The following is an 18,062-nucleotide window of genomic DNA, read 5'->3' on the forward strand; positions in this document are numbered from 1 at the left end:
TCCTTATGGCGGGCTGCAAAACAGGCACATTATATGCAGATTGACCCCCTTTGTGTGGCTTAATTGTGCATTGTTTTGCAGTTTTTTACGTTTGTTGCGCAGTTTTCAAGCAGGGCGAGGGCGGAGTGCCCGCGCGGGAAAGCGCAGGGAAAGGGGGCAATGGATGGGGCTTTCAGGGCCGGCTCAGGGGGCGGCAGAGGGCGGAAAAATGCCGTGGACGGGAAGGGGGCAGGAGCGCCGACGGGCTCCTGCGAGGGGGTCAGTCGTCCTCGTCGTCCTTGACCTCCCGGATCTTGTCCTTGTACTTGGGCAGCTGTTTCTCGAGCTGCTTCATGTCCTTGATGGCGTTGAGAAACAGGCCGAGCAGAAACAGCAGCGGCAAGCCTATCCATAACCACAAGCTCATCAGAATCTCCTTTCGTGGTGTGCCGGGGTGACATAGCGGGCCAGGATCTCGTCGAGATGAGCCAGGATGCACTCCTTGCCTTCAATATCCGCCCGTTCCAGACAAAGCGCCAGCGCCGCCGAATCCAGGGCCAGCCCGTCGGATTCGGGCGCGAAGCTCAGGTGCCAGGGCTCGTAGGCCACCCCCTGATCCGGTTGCTCCCCTTTTGCATAGGGCAGGAAGAAGCCGAAGTCGTTCATGTGATCGTCCAGCCATTCGCGCAAATCGGCAAACCAGCCGCCCGCCTCGTACTCCCAGGGTTCCAGCGCGAGCCGGGTGCCGGCGGGGAGGCAGTCCGGATCGTAGATGTCGAGATCCGTGCCCCAGTGATGGCGGCTGGTACCGGGCAGGGCGCTCCAGTGCAGGATGGCGTGCAGTCGCTCGGTCTCGCCCAGTTGCAGGGCATCGAGGGGCTGGTTGTGCGCATCCAGCAGAGGGCGCTCCCCGCGCCACTTGCCGTTCCAGATGGCGAGCTGGCGCTCGAAGCCGCGCCAGCTGGAGGCCGCCTGCAGGTTGAAACCGGCATGGGCGGCAGCCACCTGCATGTCGTTGAAGGCCGCCGCGGTGGCGGCGGTCAGACGATGGGGGCCGCGCCCCACCAGGATGAGGTGGCTCTCATCCAGCCCAAGCAGTTGATCCTGATTCATGGTCTGGTCTCTCTTGTCCGGAGCACCGCTCATGCCAGCAGTCGTGCCAGCACCCCTTGGTACATGTCCGCCAGCAGATCCAGATCGTCCGCCTTCACGCACTCGTTCACCTTGTGGATGGTGGCGTTGACCGGGCCGAGCTCGATGACTTCCGCCCCGGTGGGAGCGATGAAGCGCCCATCGGACGTGCCCCCCGTGGTGAGCAGGGCCGGCTGCTGGCCGTTCACTGCCGCCACGGCGGCGACGGTGGCTTCCAGCAGGGCGCCGGTGTCCGTCAGGAAGGGCTGGCCGGAGAGGGTCCACTTCAGCTCGAAGTCCAGGCCGTGACGGGTCAGCAGCGCCTCGACCCGCTCGCGGATAGCCGCATCGGTGAGCTCGGTGCTGAAGCGGAAGTTGAACTGGACCTGCAACTCCCCCGGGATGACGTTGGAGGCGCCGGTGCCGCCCTGGATGTTGGCGATCTGGAAGCTGGTGGGGGGGAAGTAGGCGTTGCCCTTGTCCCACTCGATGGCGGCGAGCTCCGCCAGCGCCGGGGCCGCCTTGTGGATGGGGTTGTCCGCCAGATGGGGGTAGGCGACGTGGCCCTGCACCCCGCGCACCAGCAGATCGCCGGTGATGGAGCCGCGACGGCCGTTCTTCACCACGTCCCCGACCTGGGCGGTGGAGGAGGGCTCGCCGACGATGCACCAGCGGATCTTCTCGTTGCGTGCCTCCAGGGTGTCGATGACGCGTACCGTGCCGTTGATGAAGGGCCCCTCTTCATCCGAGGTGATGAGAAACGCGATGGAGCCCTTGTGGTCCGGGTGCTCGGCCACGAAGCGCTCGGTCGCCACCACCATGGCGGCCAGAGACCCCTTCATGTCGGCGGCGCCCCGGCCATGGAGCATGCCGTCCTTGATGGTCGGCTCGAATGGCGGGGTGTCCCACTTCTCCAGGGGGCCGGCGGGTACCACGTCGGTGTGGCCGGCGAAGCAGAAGAGGGGACCCTCGCTGCCACGGCGTGCCCAGAGGTTGGTGGTGTCCTCAAAGACCATGGGTTCGATGACGAACCCCAGGCGTGCGAGGCGCTCCGCCATCAGGGTCTGGCACCCTTCATCCAGGGGGGTCACGGAGGGGCGGCTGATCAGATCCTTGGCCAGTGTGATGACGTCCGACATCGGTGTTCCTTAACAGAAAAAGTTAACGGGAGAAGAGGGATTGATAGAGGTCTGCCTTGAAGCCCAGGGTCAGGGTACCGTCCTGGTCCAGCAGCGGGCGCTTGATCATGGCCGGGTGGGCCAGCAGCAGGTCACGGACCTTGGCGGTGTCGAGCCCCTGTTTTTCTGCTTCCGGCAGGGCGCGGAAGGTGGTGCCACGGGTGTTGAGCAGGGCTTCCCAGCCCAGCTTGGCGAGCCAGAGATCGAGCTGTTCCGGGCTCAGACCGTCGGCGCGGTGATCGTGAAAGCGGTAATCGATACCCGCCTCCTCCAGCCACTTGCGGGCCTTCTTGATGGTGTCGCAGTTCTTGATGCCATAGAGGGTGGTGGCCATGGGGGATCCTTTGTCTGCGGGCCGGCGGCCCTGAAATCGTGCAAGGGCCCGATTCTGGCATTGTGGCCCCCCCATGGCAACGCTCATGGCCGGATGGGCTGGTTTTACCAGTCAGGCCGAGTGGAGAAGGGAGGGGCCGCGCGCCAGCACACGCTGGTCTGGGACGGGATGCGCTGCGGTATCAAAGGGGGAGACCGGGGGGGAGGCCCTTATGCTGCACACCTGGCCGGATAGGACGACAGGGGACAGGGCGCCTCACAGGGAAGCATGTCTGGCCGGATGGGCCGCTGGGGCCTGGGAAGAAACGGTGGGGGCCAAAAACCAGAACGCGCCTGCTGGTCTGGGCGCGTTCCGGATTCAGGGGGCGGCACTCAGTGCAGGGTGGTCCACTCGTGATCGAAGACCCGTGCCCGCTCCCAGGGGGCATCCGGCAGGCTGGAGGAGAGGCCGGCGTACTTGCCCACGTCATCCATCACGATGGCGGAGAGAATGGGCAGGTGATTTTCGGTGCAATACATGCGGATGCGTTGCAGCAGGGTGCGCAGTTCATCCTGGCACTGCTCCAGCCCGGCCTGCCTGGCCAGTTTGGAGTAACGAATGGTGGTGCGTTCCTTTGCAGACTCGACGAGGATGTCCCACAGCTTGCAGTCGCAGGTCGGGGTGCCTGCGGTGGCTTGGTTTGTCATAGCTCTCTCCGGTGCGAAATGGTCGCTCTGTGTCGACGGGCATCTTGGCCAGTTCACCCCGGCGGGATGTTGATCCAACGCAAACAAAGTGGCGGTTGTCGGTCAGGGATACCCTAGGGAGCATTCTAGATCCAGTTTCGTGATGTTAAATGTCGTTTTTAGTTTTATTTTCGGAATAAAAATCTACAACCGTTTGCTTTTTCCATCTTTATTGATGGTGATCAAGAGGAAAGGGGAGATCCATCACTAGATTGCGCTTCTCGATAATCTTGTCAGGAGTGCACCTTGGAACTCGTCTTCGTCTTGCTCGTGCTGATCGCCGTGGTCTACGGCATCGTCAAGGATTACAACCCGCAGGCGGTGCTGGCGCTGGCGGGCATGGCCCTCTTCACCGTCGCCTACTGGCTGGGACTGCACCCCATTCTGCCCGCCGACAAGAGCACCGGCTTCGCCCTGTTCGACCTGTTCGAGGTGTTCAAGGGGATCTTCTCCTACCGTGCGGCGGGGCTCGGCCTCACCATCATGGCGGTGGCGGGCTTTGCCACCTACATGTCCCATATCGGCGCCTCCCAGGCCCTGGTGCGGGTGGCGGTCAAACCGGTGGCGGGCATCCAGTCCAGCTACCTGATGCTGGCCATCTGCTACCTGGTGGCGGTCTTCGTCTCCCTGTTCGTCACCTCCGCCACCGGCCTCGGCCTGCTGTTGATGGTCACCATGTATCCGGTGATGCGCAACCTCGGCATCAGTCCGGCCTCCGCCTGCGGCGTCATCGCCACCTCCCAGGCGTTCGAAATCGGCCCGACCCAGACCAACGCCATCTTCTCCGCCGGTCAATCCGGCATGGATCCCACCAGCTATTTCGTCGACTACCAGATCTGGCTGGTGGCCCCCATGCTGCTGGTGACCATGGTGCTGCACTTCTTCTGGCAGCGGCACTGTGACCGCCAGGAGGGCTGGGATCCGGCCCTGCATCGCGGCGAACACGCGGAGCTTGACGAAAAAGGGGCAGACGAGGTGGCCGCGCCAACCTGGTACGGCCTGCTGCCCATCATCCCCTTCGTGCTGATGATGACCTTCTCCAAGCTCCTGGTGACCAGCATCAGCGTCAGCGTGGAGGTGGCCATGCTGCTGTCGGTCTTTATCGGCATGCTGTGCGAGCTGCTGCGCACCCGCTCGGTGCGCACCGCCTTCGCGGGGCTGTCGAGCTTCCTCGACGGCATGGGCAAGGTGTTCGGCCCCGTGGTGGCGCTCATCGTCTGTGCCGAGCTCTTCGCCGAATCCCTCAAGGCCATCGGCGCCATCGACACCCTGCTGCACTCTGCCAGCAATGCCGGCATCGGCAGCGGCCTGATGACTCTGGTGATGGTGGGGCTCATCATGGTGGCGGCGGTCATCATGGGCTCGGGCAACGCGGCCTTCCTCAGTTTCTCCTCCCTGGCCCCCGCGGTGGCGGCCAAGTTTGGCGTGCCGGCGGTGACCATGCTGCTGCCGATGCAGCTCGCTTCCAGTATCGGCCGCACCGTCTCCCCCATCGCGGCGGTGCTCATCGCCTGTGCGGGCATCGCCAAGGTCTCTCCCTTCGTGGTGGTCAAGCGCACCAGCGTGCCCATGGCGGGGGCCCTGGTGACGGCGCTGCTCCTCAACTATCTGCTGTTCATGTAAAGGCTCTGGTGTAGAGGTGGCGGCCAGTTGATCCACGCTGGCCGGCCGCCGTTGACGAGGCGGCGCCGCGTGCCCGCCCACTCTTATCGTTGCAAAAACAGTCTGTGTTTTACGCAGATTGTTCCATGGAGAAGACAATGAACGACCTCAAGCGCCCGTTCTCCCTCGATACCTATCTGGCGGAGCTGGCCCCGCTCATCAACCTCGACTGCGGTACCCGCACCCCGGCCGGGGTGGCCAAAGTGGCCGACATCATGACCGAGAAATATGAGGCCATCGGCTGGCAGGTGACCCGCCACCAGTTCGCCGCCGAGTGCGGCCCCTGCCTCGAGGCAACCAATGCCCCGGGGGCCGATCACTACGACGTCATGCTGGTGGGCCACATGGACACCGTCTTCCCCGAGGGGACGGCAGCCAAGCGACCGCTGAAAATCGAAGGCAATCAGGCTTTTGGCCCCGGCGTCTCGGACATGAAGAGCGGCCTGCTCTCTACCTGGTATGCCTTGAAAGAGCTGGACCCGGCCGTGCTGGCCAGGCTCAAGGTGCTGGTCTGCTGCAACTGCGACGAGGAGATTGGCTCTCCCTGGTCCAAAGATTGGCTGGTGAAGCGGGCCAGACAGAGCGGCTGCGTGTTGGTGGCCGAAGCGGCGCGCCCGAGCGGGGATCTCATCAGCGCCCGCAAGGGCAATGCCAAGTACCGCATCACCTTCCACGGCAAGGCCTCCCATGCGGGCTCGGCCCTGGCACAAGGGATCTCCGCCATCACGGAGCTGGCCCACTGGGTGCTCGCCATCAACCAGCAGGTCAACATGGAGACCGGCACCACCATGAACGTGGGGGTGGTGCAGGGGGGGACCGGCGTCAACGTGGTGCCCGACTTTGCCGAGGCGATCGTGGATCTGCGCTTCTGGTGCAACGAAGAGGCACAGGCGGTGCACGACCGGCTCACCTTCATGGCCAACAACCCCTTCCTCGCCGGTTGCCGGGTCGAGGTGGCGCGCCAGAGCTTCAAGCCCGCGATGCGCCCGAGCGGCGACACCGAGGCCCTGATGGCACTGGTGGAGGCGGCAGGCAGGGAGGAGGGAGTCCCCTTCACCTGGCTGGAGGCCGGTGGCGGCTCCGATGCCAATTTCACCGCGGCGGCCGGGGTGCCGTCCCTCGATGGCTTCGGCCCCATGGGGGGTGGCTTTCACTCGGAGGCGGAGTTCCTGCTGCTGGACAGCATCGAGCCGCGCATCCGCCTGCTTAAGCGGGTGCTGGGCAAGCTGGCCAACTAGGTCAACGTTAAGGACAAGCAAAACGGGAGGCCATCGCCTCCCGTTTTTTATGTGTCGCCCTCGAGAGAGGTCATTCCTCGTCCTCCTGCAGATAGGCGAGGTGCTCCTGGCGCGCCACCTGCCAGTGGCCGAGTGTCAGCGGCGCCGCAAACCCGGGGCCGTCGGTCACCATGGTGTGGTACTCCCCCTGCTCGCCGCAGGCATCGAAGCCCCGGGTTGCCGCCAGTTGCTGCAATTCGGCCAGGGTGGCCGCATCGAGCCTGCGCCCCACCCACTCGGGGGCCAGTACCCGGGTATCGACGCAGGAGAGGTGGGCGACGATGCCGCAGGTCAGCATGTCCGCCAGCAACGCCTCGCGGGGTTGCTGCCAGAGCGGGGTGTGGACGGTGAGCCCCAGGGGGCGACAGCGCTCGCGGATCCAGTTCGGCGCGCCCCCCACGCTGTCGATGTCGCCGGTGACGACCCCATCGAGTTGCCACTCCTCTTTCAATGCCGCCAGGGCCCGCTCGTAACCGAGATCGAACGGCGCCTCGATGGTGACCAGCCGATGGGGCAGCGCGAGGGCCGCCGCCTGACGGCGAACCTGTGACAGGGGATGGGCGAGAAAGCGGGGCGCTGGCGGGGCAAAGGTGACCAGGGCCACCACCTGATGGCCCGCTTCCCGGGCGTAGCAGAGGGCCTGCATGGCATCTTTGCCGCCGCTCCAGAGCAGGATGACGCGAGACATGGGGGATTTCCGCTGAATAAAAGAGGGCTCATGCTACCCAGAGTGGGGGGCGATGGCAAAGCGGGGGCCGGGGATGCGGGGATAAAAAAGCGGCTCCCACGGGGGAGCCGCTCGCACTGGATGCCTGTTACAGCAGGATGCTGGTCAGGATGAAGCCCAGGGTACAGGAGGTCACCACCCCGATGAGGCCCGGAATGATGAAGCTGTGGTTGATGATGAACTTGCCGATGCGGGTGGTGCCGGAGCGGTCGAAGCCGATGCAGGCGAGATCGCTCGGGTAGGTCGGCAGCACGAAGTAGCCGTAGCTCGCCGGCAGGAAGGCGATGAGCAGCTTGGGTTCGACCCCCAGCGCCAGCCCCATGGGGGCGATGGCGGTGAGCGCCGCGGCCTGGCTGTTCACCAGCTTGGAGATGAGGAAGAGCACCAGGGCGTAGGTCCAGGGCTGGGCCTGTACCACGTGGGCCAGGGTCTCCTTGAGCAGCGGCATGTGGGCCTGGAAGAAGGTTTCACTCATCCAGGCGACCCCGAACACGGAGAAGATGGCGACCATGCCCGCCTTGAAGACGGCGCCGTTGGCGATCTCCCCCGGCTTGACCTTGCAGCGCATCAGGATGATGGCGCCGGCGATCAGCATCATCATCTGGATCACCAGGTTCATGGAGAGGGGGCCCGTCTTCTCCTTGATGGTGAAGACGGGGCGCAGCGCCTCATCGGCCCCCAGCAGCACCACGGCAGCGATGGCGGCGAAGAAGATCCAGGTGGACCAGTAGGCCTCTTTCGGGAACTTGGTGTTGAGCAGGGTTTCACCACCGCCGTAGATGAAGTCGCGCTGGGCAGGGTCCTTGATCTTGGCCTGGAACTCCTCGTCCTTGTCCAGATCCTTGCCGCGGCGCAGGCTCCACAGGGCCGCCATCATGACACCCATGAGCGAGGAGGGGATGGCGACCATCAGGATGTCGAGCAGACCGTAGGCCTGACCCACGCCGTGAGCCGCTGCCAGGATGGAGACCATGGAGACCACGGCCACCGAGACCGGCGAGGCGCAGATGGCCATCTGGGAGGCAACGGACGCCACTGCCATGGGGCGCTCCGGACGGATGTTCTTCTGCAGCGCGATGTCGGCGATGATGGGGAACATGGTGTAGACCACGTGGCCGGTGCCGCACAGGAAGGTGAGGGTCCAGGTAGTGAGCGGCGCCAGCAGGGTGATGTACTGGGGGTGGCGGCGCAGCAGACGCTCGGCCACCTGCATCATCAGGTTGAGACCGCCGGCGGTCTGCAGGGTGGCGGCGCAGCCAATGACCGCCAGTATGGTCAGCATCACCTGCACCGGCGGCTCGCCCGGCACCAGGCCGAAGACGAAGGTCAGCAGGAACAGACCAATGCCGCTGATAAGACCCAGCCCCATGCCCCCGAAGCGGGTACCCAGCAGCAAGCAGCCGAGTACCACCAAAAATTCCATCAAGATCATTCCATTACCTCGTGTGTTTTATCCATGTCCCCATCGGCCAGCTGCCCGGGATCCGCTGTCATCAATTACCCCTGAAGGGTTAATGGATATTTTGTCACCCCTAAAGGGGTAAAAAATTGCGTTGCTTCAACAACCGGCTTTTTTCCGATTTAAGTGCATAAAAACTACGGTTCAGCCCTTGAACAGGGGACCGCTTCCTGGCGCACACCAGATAAATGACGGGAAAGATGGGGGAGATCACAGGGTTTGGAATGCAAAAGGCGGGAATGACACGTGCGGGAAGAGCGAGGCGGGCATAAAAAAAGCCGACCCCGGGGGTCGGCTTTTGCACGGTGCGAGTGGGCGGGTAGCCTTAGAACTCGGCGGTGCGGGGAGTACGGGGGAAGGGGATCACGTCGCGCACGTTGCCCATGCCGGTCACGTAGACCACCAGGCGTTCGAAGCCCAGACCGAAGCCGGAGTGGGGCACGGTGCCGTAGCGACGCAGATCGCGGTACCACCAGTAGTCTTCCTTGTTCAGACCCATCTCGGCCAGACGGGCATCCAGCACCTCGAGACGCTCTTCACGCTGGGAGCCGCCGATGATCTCGCCGATCCCCGGGGCCAGTACGTCCATGGCGGCAACGGTCTTGCCGTCGTCGTTGAGGCGCATGTAGAAGGCCTTGATGTCCTTCGGGTAGTTCTTCACCACCACCGGGGATTTGAAGTGCTCCTCGGCCAGGTAGCGCTCGTGCTCGGAGGAGAGGTCGATGCCCCAGGAGACCGGGAACTCGAAGCTCTTGCCGCAGTTTTGCAGCACGTCGATGGCGTCGGTGTAGTCAATCTGGGCGAAGTCGGAGGCGACGAAGCGCTCCAGACGGCCGATGGCGTCCTTGTCCACGTGCTGGGCGAAGAACTCCAGATCGTCGCGGCGCTCGGTCAGCACGGCGTTGAAGACGTACTTCAGCATGGCTTCGGCCAGGGCTGCGTTGTCTTCCAGATCGGCGAAGGCCACTTCCGGCTCCACCATCCAGAACTCGGCCAGGTGGCGGCTGGTGTTGGAGTTTTCGGCGCGGAAGGTCGGGCCGAAGGTGTAGACCTTGGACAGGGCGCAGGCGTAGGTTTCGACGTTCAGCTGGCCGGACACGGTCAGGAAGGTCTCCTTGCCGAAGAAGTCCTTGTCGTAGTCCACCTTGCCTTCGGGGGTGCGCGGCAGGTTTTCCATGTCCAGGGTGGAGACGCGGAACATCTCGCCGGCCCCTTCGGTGTCGGAGGCGGTGATGAGGGGCGCCGCGATCCAGAGGTAGCCCTGTTCGTGGAAGAAGCGGTGAATGGCCTGGGAGAGGCAGTTGCGCACCCGGGTCACGGCACCGACGATGTTGGTGCGGGCACGCAGGTGGCCCTGCTCGCGCAGGTACTCGATGCTGTGGCGCTTGGCAGACATGGGGTAGGTGTCCGGATCTTCGACCCAGCCCACTACCTTGACCTCGGTGGCCTGCAGTTCGAACGCCTGGCCGCTGCCCTGGGACTCGACCACGGTGCCGGTCACTTCGACGGAGCAAGCTGTGGTCAGACGTTGCACTTCATTCTCGTAATTGGCCAGGGTATTGGGGGCGACGGCCTGCACCGGATGGAAGCAGGAGCCATCGGAAACGGCCAAAAATGAGATCCCCGCCTTGGAATCGCGGCGGGTCCGGATCCACCCTTTCACAGTCAGGGTGGTGCCGACCGAATACTTACCGGCCAGCACATCAACTACGGATGCGTGCGTCATCGAAATATTGTCTCCAGCTTGTTCTTGCAGCGCTATTTGCAACACTAGGGGTCTGGCCCGGGCGCAGTTGGCCCACCATGGCAGACTAAGCCGTTCATCTTACCCGCGCAGGTTTGATAAACAAGCAAAAATGTCGGACCCTTGCGGGGATTTCCCCATGCATCGTGCATGGATCATGGCGGCTGGACGGGGGTGAGGGTGAAGGAGCGCAGGCGGGGGCCGGATGGCTGGATACGGGTGTTGCAGGGGCTGGTGATCCTCTGCTGGGGCGGCTTTGTCGCCCTGCTCTCCCTCTATCACTTCGCCCGGCCAGAGGTGGCTTACGGCTTTCTGGTCTATGGGGGCGTCAAGGTGCGCCAGAGCTGGGACCCCCTGCTTACCCCCTGGCTGGAGCGCGGGCTCTGGGGTTGCTGCCTGCTGACCCTGGTGGTGCTGGTGCTGGCCCGTGGCCGCAGCCGCCGGCAGGAAGATGCCCGCCACGTCAATCTCTTCATCCTGCTGCTGATCCTGGTGGCCTGCCTGCTGCTTTACTACCGGGGCTGAGGGCCGTCGCCGTCATCCAGCCCCTGAGAGGCGGGGCGCTTGCCTATCTGGCGCTCCACGCTGTCGAGCATCTGGTTGTAGGCGAGCGCCACCCGGCCAATCTCGTCCCCTTCATCCCCCTCCAGCCTGTGGCCGAAGTCGTTGCGATCGGTGGCCTCCTCCATGGAGCGGGTCAGCTGGTTGAGGGGGCGGACTATCCAGGTGCGGATGACCCAGAGGGTGAGCAGGAGTCCCAGCCCGAAGATGAGGGTGAGGCTCAGGGCCGAGGTGAGGATGTTCTGCTCCACCCGGGTAAACAGGGTGTCGAGGGAGTAGTCAAAACGCACCGCCCCCAGCACGGTGTTTTCCGGCACCTGGTGGCAGCTGGTGCAGTCGGTACCGCGAAAATCCTTTCTGGCCAGCAGCGGGCGGGTCACCACCAGCCGGCTGTGCATGCCCTCATGCTCTACCTCCAGGCTCCCCTTGCCCGCCAGCGCCAGGGCATCAAACCTGTCCTTCGGGGCCTCGACGTCACGGCCCGGCCCGTACTGCTTGTTGACCGCCGCCCCGCGCACGATGCGGGCATCTTCCACGTGGGCGTGATGGAGAAACTTGGCGCGCAGGGTGTCGCGGGCGTCCATCTTGTCGGTCAGCATCAGCATGTTGAGGCCGTCGAAGTAGGCCTCGGTCTGCTCGCGGCTCTGCTCCTTGATGAGGGTCAGGATGAGGTCACGCTCGCGCACCGCCTGATAGGCCGCAGAAAACACCAACACCATGGAGAAGATGAAGAGCAGGAAGAAGTTGATCTTGGCAGCAATGGAGAGGCGCATGGGACTGGTACATCTGTTGGGTAAAACCCGCGCAGTCTACTCTCCTCGCCGGACGGGTTTTGGTGTCTTGCTCACATTCTGATGAAAAAGCGCCAAAAGGCCCTGCGTTCTCATGCAGGGCCCGTTCAACCGGACTCAATATTCGCCGCTGGTGATGGCCTCGTGGATGGCGCCGGTCAATACCCGCAGCTCTTCAGGGGTGATGACGAAGGGGGGCATCAGGTAGATGAGCTTGCCAAAGGGACGGATCCAGGCGCCCAGCTCCACGAACTTGCGCTGGATGCGCGCCACGTCCACCTGCTCCTTCATCTCCGCCACCCCGATGGCGCCGAGCACACGTACATCCGCCACCGCCGGGTGCAGGGTCAGTTCCACCAGTTCGGTTTTGAGTTGGTGTTCGATGGCTTGCACCCGCGCCTGCCAAGGCGAGGCGAGCAGCAGATCGATGGAGGCGTTGGCCACCGCGCAGGCGAGCGGGTTGCCCATGAAGGTGGGGCCGTGCATGAAGACGCCTGCTTTGCCGTCACACACGGTGCGAGCCACATGCTCGGTTGTGAGCGTGGCCGACAGCGTCAGGTAGCCGCCGGTGAGCGCCTTGCCCAGACACATGATGTCGGGGCTGATGCCGGCCCAGTCACAGGCAAACAGCTGGCCGGTGCGGCCAAAGCCGGTGGCGATTTCATCTGCTATGAGCAGCATGCCGAACTCGTCGCACAGGGCGCGCACCCACTGCAGGTAGCGGGGGTGGTAGAAGCGCATGCCGCCCGCCCCCTGGACGATGGGTTCGAGCACGATGGCGGCAATTTCCTCGTGATGATCCGCCACCAGGGTGGCCAGCTCCACCACGCTCTGCTCGTCCCACTGGGCGTGGAAGCGGCAGCTGGGCGCTTCGACGAAATGGTGTTCGGGCAGGAAGCCCTGGTAGAGCTCGTGCATGCCGCCATCCGGGTCGCACACGCTCATGGCGCCGAAGGTGTCGCCGTGATAGCCGCCCCGAAGGGCAACGAATTTGGCGCGGGGCGTCCCTTTGGCATGCCAGTACTGCTGGGCCATCTTGAGGGCCACCTCCACCGCCACCGAGCCGGAATCCGCCAGAAAGACCCGATCCAGCCCCTTCGGGGTGATCTCCACCAGTTTGCGGCAGAGCTCGACCGCCGGGGCATGGGTCAGGCCGCCAAACATCACGTGGGACATCTTGCCGAGCTGGGCGGTGGCGGCCGCGTCCAGTTCCGGCACCTGATAGCCGTGAACGCAGGCCCACCAGGAGCTCATGCCATCCACCAGCTCGCGCCCGTCCGTCAGGGTGAGGGTCACCCCTTTGGCGCTGGCCACTTCATAGCAGGGCAGGGGATGGGTAAGGGAGGTATAGGGGTGCCAGACGTGGTGCAGGTCGAATTCTTTATTGGTCATTTTGTGTTCTGTTGTCAATTGATTTGATCTGGTCGGTGTTGACAGTCTACGCGTGCTCTCTACACTAGCCAACAATTTCAGCCACTTGGCTTCGCGAACGCCCTGGCGTCGCGCTGTCCAGCTGGCGGGTCTTGCGGCGAACGCTCTCTTGCAGCGCGGCGCAGGATCCCACCAATAACAACCGGAAGCCATGTATGAATGCTCTCACCGCGGGTGCCCACGCCCTTCGTCACGACTGGACCCTGTCCGAGGTTCAGGATCTCTTTGCCCTGCCATTTAACGATCTGCTGTTCCAGGCCCAGACGGTACACCGCGCCCATTTCGACCCGAACGAGGTGCAGGTAAGCACCCTGCTCTCCATCAAGACCGGGGCCTGCCCGGAAGATTGCAAATATTGTCCCCAGAGCGCTCGCTACCACACCGGGCTCGAGACCGAGCGGCTGATGGAGGTGGAAAAAGTGCTGGAGCGGGCCCGGGAGGCCAAGGCCAACGGCTCGTCCCGCTTCTGCATGGGGGCGGCCTGGCGCAACCCGAAAGAGAAGGACATGCCCTATATCCTGCGCATGATTGAAGAGGTGCGCGGGCTCGGCATGGAGACCTGTATGACGCTGGGGATGCTGACCGCCGATCAGGCGGCGCGTCTCGGGGCTGCGGGGCTCGATTACTACAACCACAACCTCGACACCTCGCCGGAGTTCTACGGCGACATCATCACCACCCGCACCTATCAGGACAGGCTCGACACCCTGGAGCATGTGCGCGGCGCCGGCATGAAGGTCTGCTCCGGCGGCATCGTCGGCATGGGGGAGCAGGCGAAAGACCGTGCGGGCCTCCTGATGGCGCTCGCCAATCTGCCGCGCCACCCGGAGAGCGTGCCCATCAACATGCTGGTCAAGGTGAAGGGGACGCCCCTGGAGAACCAGGAGAACCTGGACCCGTTCGAATTTATCCGCACCATCGCCGTGGCGCGCATCATGATGCCGGCCTCCCACGTGCGCCTCTCCGCCGGGCGGGAGAAGATGAACGAGCAGATGCAGGCCATGTGCTTTATGGCCGGGGCCAACTCCATCTTCTACGGCTGCAAGCTGCTGACCACCCCCAATCCGGACGAGAACAGCGACATGCAGCTCTTCAAGCGCCTTGGCATTCGCCCCGCCCAGCGGGCCCAGAAGCCGGATCAGGTTCAAGAGGAGGAGCTGCTGGCCGAGGTGAACCGCCAGAGCGAGCCGAGCGAACTCTTCTACGATGCCACCCGTTCCCGCGCAGATGTCCTCCGTCCATGATGACGCCCGTTGTTACCGGCCCCTTTGCCCTGGGGGAGGCGCTGGCCGAGCGTGAACAGGCCACCCTGCTGCGCCGACGCACCCCGGTGGATGTGGCGAGCGGTGGGCGGATCCGGGTCGGGGGGCGCGATTACCTCAACGTCTCTGGCAACGACTACCTGGGCCTTGCGGGTCACCCCGCCATCAAGGCCGCCTTCACGGCGGGGGTGGCGCAATATGGCGCGGGGGCAGGCGCCTCGCCCCTGGTAACGGGTTACAGCCGCGCTCACCAGCAGCTGGAAGAGACGCTTGCCGACTGGCTCGGCGTGGAGGCGGTGCTGCTGTTCAACTGTGGCTTCTCCGCCAATCAGGCGGTGCTCAAGGCCCTGCTCGGCAAGGATCACCTGCTGTGGCAGGACAGGCTCAACCACGCCTCCCTGCAGGAGATGGGGAGCCAGCTCCCCTGCAAAATGAAGCGCTTCGGCCACAACGACATGGCGGCCCTTGAGCGGCTGCTTGAGCCAAACCGGGGCCTGATCGTCTCGGAAGGGGTCTTCAGCATGGACGGGGATCAGGCCCCCTGGGTTGAGCTGGCAACACTCGCATCCCGAAGCGGCAACTGGCTGATGATTGACGATGCCCACGGCCTCGGCGTGCTGGGTGCCGAGGGGCGCGGCACCCTGGCGGCCCAGGGGGTTGCTCCGGCCAGCGTGCACATCCAGATGGGGACCTTCGGCAAGGCGCTCGGGGTGGCCGGCGCCTTTGTGGGTGGCAGTCGCGAGCTGGTGGAGTACCTGGTCAATTTTGCCCGCCACTATGTCTACAGCACCCATATGCCCCCCGCCCAGGCGTGCGCCGTGCGCCAGAGCATCGAGCTGGTACGCGTAGCCGACGAGGCCCGTGCCCACCTGGCTCGCCTTGTCGCCCGGTTCCGGCAGGGGGCGCAGGCGCTCGGCTGGCGGCTTGGGGCAAGTGATACCCCCATCCAGCCGTTGCTGGTGGGGGAGAGCGTCGCTGCCCTGCAACTGGCCGAGCGCCTGCGGGAGTGCGGTGTCTGGGCCGGCGCCATCCGCCCGCCCACGGTGCCGGTCGGCACGGCGCGCCTTCGCATCACCCTGTGCGCTGCCCATGGCGAAGATGACGTGGATCGCCTGCTCGAGGCCCTGGGGCCCCGCCCATCCACTGACGAGAGAGGGGGCGCCCATGGTGCATGAGCGTTTCCAGTCGGTGGACAAGGCGCAGCTCGCCCGCCGTTTCGGGGCGGCGGCCCGCCACTACGACGCCCACGCCCGCTTCCAGCAGGAGGTGGGGCAGTCGCTGCTGGCGCGCATGGACGAGGGGGGCGTGAAAGAGGTGCGCTCAGGGGCCGGGCTGGATCTGGGCTGCGGCACCGGTTTCTTTCTGCCTGCCCTGGCGCCGCGCTGCGAGACGCTGACCGGGCTGGATCTCGCACCCGGCATGCTGGCCCAGGCGGCCCTTCGCGGCAGCGGAGCCCGCCTGGTGTGCGGCGACGCGGAGGGGCTGCCCTTTGCCGACCAGAGCCTGGACTGGGTTTTCTCCAGCCTGGCCCTGCAGTGGTGTGAGCGGCCGGCCCAGGCCTTTGCCGAGCTCAACCGGGTGCTCAAACCCGGTGGCCAGGTCTTCTTCTCGACCCTGCTTTCGGGGTCACTGTGGCAACTGCGGGAGGCCTGGCGGGCCGTGGATGGTCGTGACCATGTCAATCGTTTCCTGACGTTGCCCCAGTTGCAGCAGGCGGCCCGTGACGGGGGCTTCGAGGCACCGGCGCTCTGCCCGCTGACCTGGTCCCTCGCCTACCCGGCGCTCAGCGGACTGCTGCGCGACCTCAAAGGGATAGGTGCGAGCCAGGTCAACGACGAGCGGTCTGCGGGCCTGGGTCATCGCCAGCGCCTGGTGCGACTGGGGGAGGCCTACGAGCGCCACCGTCAACCGGACGGCCTGCTGGCCGCCAGCTACGAGGTCTGCCTCGGGCGCCTGGTGCGGCGCTGACACAAAAAGACCCGGCGCACCCACCCCTTCAGCGGCAGGACGCGCGCCTGCCTTTCACCATGGATATCGGGGCGCCTCTGCGCCCCTGCACTGCATCGAGGAATCATCATGGGGACATCCTATTTCATCACGGGCACGGACACTGACGTGGGCAAGACCCTGGTGGCCCGCACCCTGTTGCTGGCGCTTGCCGCCAGAGGCATTCGCTGCGCCGGGTACAAACCGGTGTCGGCGGGCTGCACCCGCACCCCGGAGGGGCTTCGCAATCTGGATGCCTTGCTGTTGCAGCAGGCGGCCACGGTTGCGCTGCCCTACGAGCAGGTCAATCCCTATGCCTTCGAGCCACCCATCGCCCCCCATATCGCCGCCCGTGAGCGGGGGGCGAGCATCCCCTTCGAGGGGCTGTCCGCCGGCTTGCGGGAGATTGAGGGAGCTGGGGCCGATCTCGTCATTGTCGAAGGGGCGGGGGGCTGGTTCCTGCCGCTGGATCATCAGCGTCTGCTCTCAGAGTGGGTCGCCCAGGAGCGGCTGCCGGTGATCCTGGTGGTGGGGGCCAGGCTGGGCTGCCTCAACCATGCCCTGCTCACCGTCAGCGCCATTCGTCAGCAGGGGTTGACCCTGGCGGGCTGGGTCATCAACCGGGTGGATCCGCACATGAGCCGCTACGAGGAGAACCTGGACACCTTGAAAGCCATGTTGCCGGCCCCATTTCTGGGGGAACTCCCCTTCGTGGACGCGGTGAATGAGGTGGATTTGCACCACTGTCTCGATGTGTCGCCCTTGCTCTGAGGCCAGACATTCAGCAAACATTCATCGAGTCTGTCTATTATCTGGGGCAAGTGTGGCATCGGTCGCCCTTGGGGCGCCCCGAACCATGCATCCATATCTCACAAGGAGTCAATATGAAGCGAATTATGCTATTCCTGGTGACCAACCTGGCCGTCATGCTGGTGCTGGGGGTGGTACTCAATATCCTGTTCTCGGTTCTGGGGATCAACAAGTCCAGCATTTCCGGTCTGTTGGTGTTCTGCGCCGTGTTCGGTTTTGGGGGTTCCTTTATCTCCTTGCTGATGTCCAAGTGGATGGCCAAGCGCAGCTATGGCGTCCAGGTCATCGAGCAGCCCCGCAACGAGACCGAGCACTGGCTGGTGAGCACTGTTGCCCGTCAGGCCCGTGAGGCTGGCATCAAGATGCCGGAAGTGGGGATCTACGACTCCCCCGAGATGAACGCCTTTGCCACCGGCGCCCGCCGTGACGACTCCCTCGTCGCCGTCTCCTCCGGTCTGCTCTACAGCATGAGCCGCGACGAGGCGGAAGCCGTGCTGGCCCACGAGGTGAGCCACGTGGCCAACGGCGACATGGTGACCCTGACCCTGATCCAGGGGGTGGTGAACACCTTCGTGATGTTCTTCGCCCGCATCGTGGCCGGCGTCATCAGCAACTTCTTCAGCTCCAACAACGAGGAAGAGAGCAGCAGCACCGGCGGTTTCGCCTACATGATCACCGTGTTCGTGCTGGAGATGGTGTTCGGCGTGCTCGCCTCCATCATCGTCATGTGGTTCAGCCGTCAGCGCGAGTTCCGTGCCGACGCCGGTGCCGCCAAGCTGGCCGGCCGCGACAAGATGATTGCCGCGCTCCAGCGTCTCGCCCGCGGTGCCGAGCCGCAGATGGAGGGTTCCATGATGGCGTTCGGCATCAACGGCAAGCGCTCCATGAGCGAGCTGTTCATGAGCCACCCGCCCATCGAGCAGCGCATCGCCGCCCTGCGTGGCTGATAGCCAGTCATCTAAATAAAACGGCTGCCCTCGGGCAGCCGTTTCGCATTCCGGGGAC

The 18,062-nt window shown here is 64.5% G+C and carries 18 protein-coding genes; 8 read left to right on the top strand and 10 right to left on the bottom strand.

Annotated elements, in window-relative coordinates:
- Positions 1-259: 259 nt before the first annotated feature.
- The 5 genes from AB7E19_RS10175 to AB7E19_RS10195 form a co-directional block, all read right to left on the bottom strand.
- Positions 260-406, bottom strand: a complete 147-nt coding sequence (locus AB7E19_RS10175) for a hypothetical protein (protein WP_010674048.1) — start codon at positions 404-406, stop codon at positions 260-262.
- Positions 406-1,092, bottom strand: a complete 687-nt coding sequence (locus AB7E19_RS10180; protein ID WP_368211690.1) for a M15 family metallopeptidase — start codon at positions 1,090-1,092, stop codon at positions 406-408. Before AB7E19_RS10180 ends, AB7E19_RS10175 begins: the two co-directional genes overlap by 1 nt.
- Before the next feature lie 29 nt (positions 1,093-1,121).
- A complete protein-coding gene (gene dapE / locus AB7E19_RS10185; RefSeq protein ID WP_039039875.1) occupies positions 1,122-2,249 on the bottom strand; it encodes a succinyl-diaminopimelate desuccinylase in 1,128 nt (375 codons plus the stop codon).
- Positions 2,250-2,271: 22 nt separating this feature from the next.
- Entirely contained in the window at positions 2,272-2,622 is a 351-nt protein-coding gene (locus tag AB7E19_RS10190) for an ArsC family reductase (RefSeq protein WP_069652812.1), read from the bottom strand.
- Positions 2,623-2,993: 371 nt separating this feature from the next.
- Positions 2,994-3,308 (bottom strand): hypothetical protein, encoded by a 315-nt coding sequence (locus AB7E19_RS10195; protein WP_010674057.1) that lies wholly within the window; start codon positions 3,306-3,308, stop codon positions 2,994-2,996.
- Between the two features lie 285 nt (positions 3,309-3,593).
- Between AB7E19_RS10195 and dcuC the strand changes: the two genes are divergently transcribed.
- Entirely contained in the window at positions 3,594-4,970 is a 1,377-nt protein-coding gene (dcuC, locus tag AB7E19_RS10200; protein ID WP_010674058.1) for a C4-dicarboxylate transporter DcuC, read from the top strand.
- Positions 4,971-5,107: 137 nt separating this feature from the next.
- Positions 5,108-6,247 (top strand): M20 family metallopeptidase, encoded by a 1,140-nt coding sequence (locus tag AB7E19_RS10205; RefSeq protein ID WP_322131432.1) that lies wholly within the window; start codon positions 5,108-5,110, stop codon positions 6,245-6,247.
- A gap of 70 nt (positions 6,248-6,317) precedes the next feature.
- Here the strand turns inward: AB7E19_RS10205 and AB7E19_RS10210 are convergent, their stop codons facing one another.
- The 3 genes from AB7E19_RS10210 to asnS all read right to left on the bottom strand — a co-directional run bounded on the left by AB7E19_RS10210 (position 6,318) and on the right by asnS (position 10,198).
- Complete coding sequence (locus AB7E19_RS10210; RefSeq protein ID WP_322131433.1) at positions 6,318-6,974, bottom strand: hypothetical protein; 657 nt, start codon at positions 6,972-6,974, stop codon at positions 6,318-6,320.
- Between the two features lie 127 nt (positions 6,975-7,101).
- Positions 7,102-8,445 (bottom strand): anaerobic C4-dicarboxylate transporter, encoded by a 1,344-nt coding sequence (locus AB7E19_RS10215; protein ID WP_041215561.1) that lies wholly within the window; start codon positions 8,443-8,445, stop codon positions 7,102-7,104.
- Between the two features lie 352 nt (positions 8,446-8,797).
- Positions 8,798-10,198: an asparagine--tRNA ligase gene (gene asnS / locus AB7E19_RS10220; protein ID WP_039039869.1), complete on the bottom strand. Its 1,401-nt coding sequence runs from the start codon at positions 10,196-10,198 to the stop codon at positions 8,798-8,800.
- A gap of 240 nt (positions 10,199-10,438) precedes the next feature.
- On the opposite strand from asnS, the gene AB7E19_RS10225 reads away from it, so the two are divergent.
- Positions 10,439-10,741, top strand: coding sequence for a hypothetical protein (locus tag AB7E19_RS10225; RefSeq protein ID WP_010674063.1), 303 nt, complete (start codon positions 10,439-10,441; stop codon positions 10,739-10,741).
- On the opposite strand, the gene AB7E19_RS10230 is transcribed toward AB7E19_RS10225, so the two are convergent.
- Both AB7E19_RS10230 and bioA read right to left on the bottom strand, forming a co-directional pair.
- Complete coding sequence (locus AB7E19_RS10230) at positions 10,729-11,550, bottom strand: HAMP domain-containing protein (RefSeq protein ID WP_322131434.1); 822 nt, start codon at positions 11,548-11,550, stop codon at positions 10,729-10,731. The two genes, AB7E19_RS10225 and AB7E19_RS10230, sit on opposite strands and share 13 nt — an antisense overlap.
- A 135-nt stretch (positions 11,551-11,685) precedes the next feature.
- On the bottom strand, positions 11,686-12,960 hold the full coding sequence (gene bioA / locus AB7E19_RS10235; RefSeq protein ID WP_427935153.1) for an adenosylmethionine--8-amino-7-oxononanoate transaminase: 1,275 nt from the start codon (positions 12,958-12,960) through the stop codon (positions 11,686-11,688).
- A 194-nt stretch (positions 12,961-13,154) separates the two neighbouring features.
- Here bioA and bioB point away from each other — a divergent pair, with 194 nt between their 5' ends.
- The 5 genes from bioB to htpX all read left to right on the top strand — a co-directional run bounded on the left by bioB (position 13,155) and on the right by htpX (position 18,004).
- Positions 13,155-14,243 carry a biotin synthase BioB gene (gene bioB / locus AB7E19_RS10240; protein WP_043155235.1) on the top strand — a complete coding sequence of 363 codons (1,089 nt, stop codon included), beginning with the start codon at positions 13,155-13,157 and terminating at the stop codon, positions 14,241-14,243.
- The gene (gene bioF / locus AB7E19_RS10245; RefSeq protein ID WP_427935155.1) at positions 14,240-15,436 is read left to right on the top strand and encodes an 8-amino-7-oxononanoate synthase; all 1,197 of its coding nucleotides are present in this window, start codon (positions 14,240-14,242) and stop codon (positions 15,434-15,436) included. The genes bioB and bioF overlap by 4 nt, the downstream gene beginning before the upstream one ends.
- The gene (gene bioC / locus AB7E19_RS10250) at positions 15,426-16,229 is read left to right on the top strand and encodes a malonyl-ACP O-methyltransferase BioC (protein ID WP_041212694.1); all 804 of its coding nucleotides are present in this window, start codon (positions 15,426-15,428) and stop codon (positions 16,227-16,229) included. The genes bioF and bioC overlap by 11 nt, the downstream gene beginning before the upstream one ends.
- Positions 16,230-16,337: 108 nt before the next feature.
- On the top strand, positions 16,338-17,018 hold the full coding sequence (gene bioD, locus AB7E19_RS10255) for a dethiobiotin synthase (RefSeq protein ID WP_041215555.1): 681 nt from the start codon (positions 16,338-16,340) through the stop codon (positions 17,016-17,018).
- Between the two features lie 113 nt (positions 17,019-17,131).
- A complete protein-coding gene (htpX, locus tag AB7E19_RS10260; protein WP_010674070.1) occupies positions 17,132-18,004 on the top strand; it encodes a protease HtpX in 873 nt (290 codons plus the stop codon).
- Positions 18,005-18,062: the final 58 nt, after the last annotated feature.

This window comes from Aeromonas sp. (genome assembly GCF_050252055.1).
GTDB classification, from domain to species: domain Bacteria; phylum Pseudomonadota; class Gammaproteobacteria; order Enterobacterales; family Aeromonadaceae; genus Aeromonas; species Aeromonas caviae.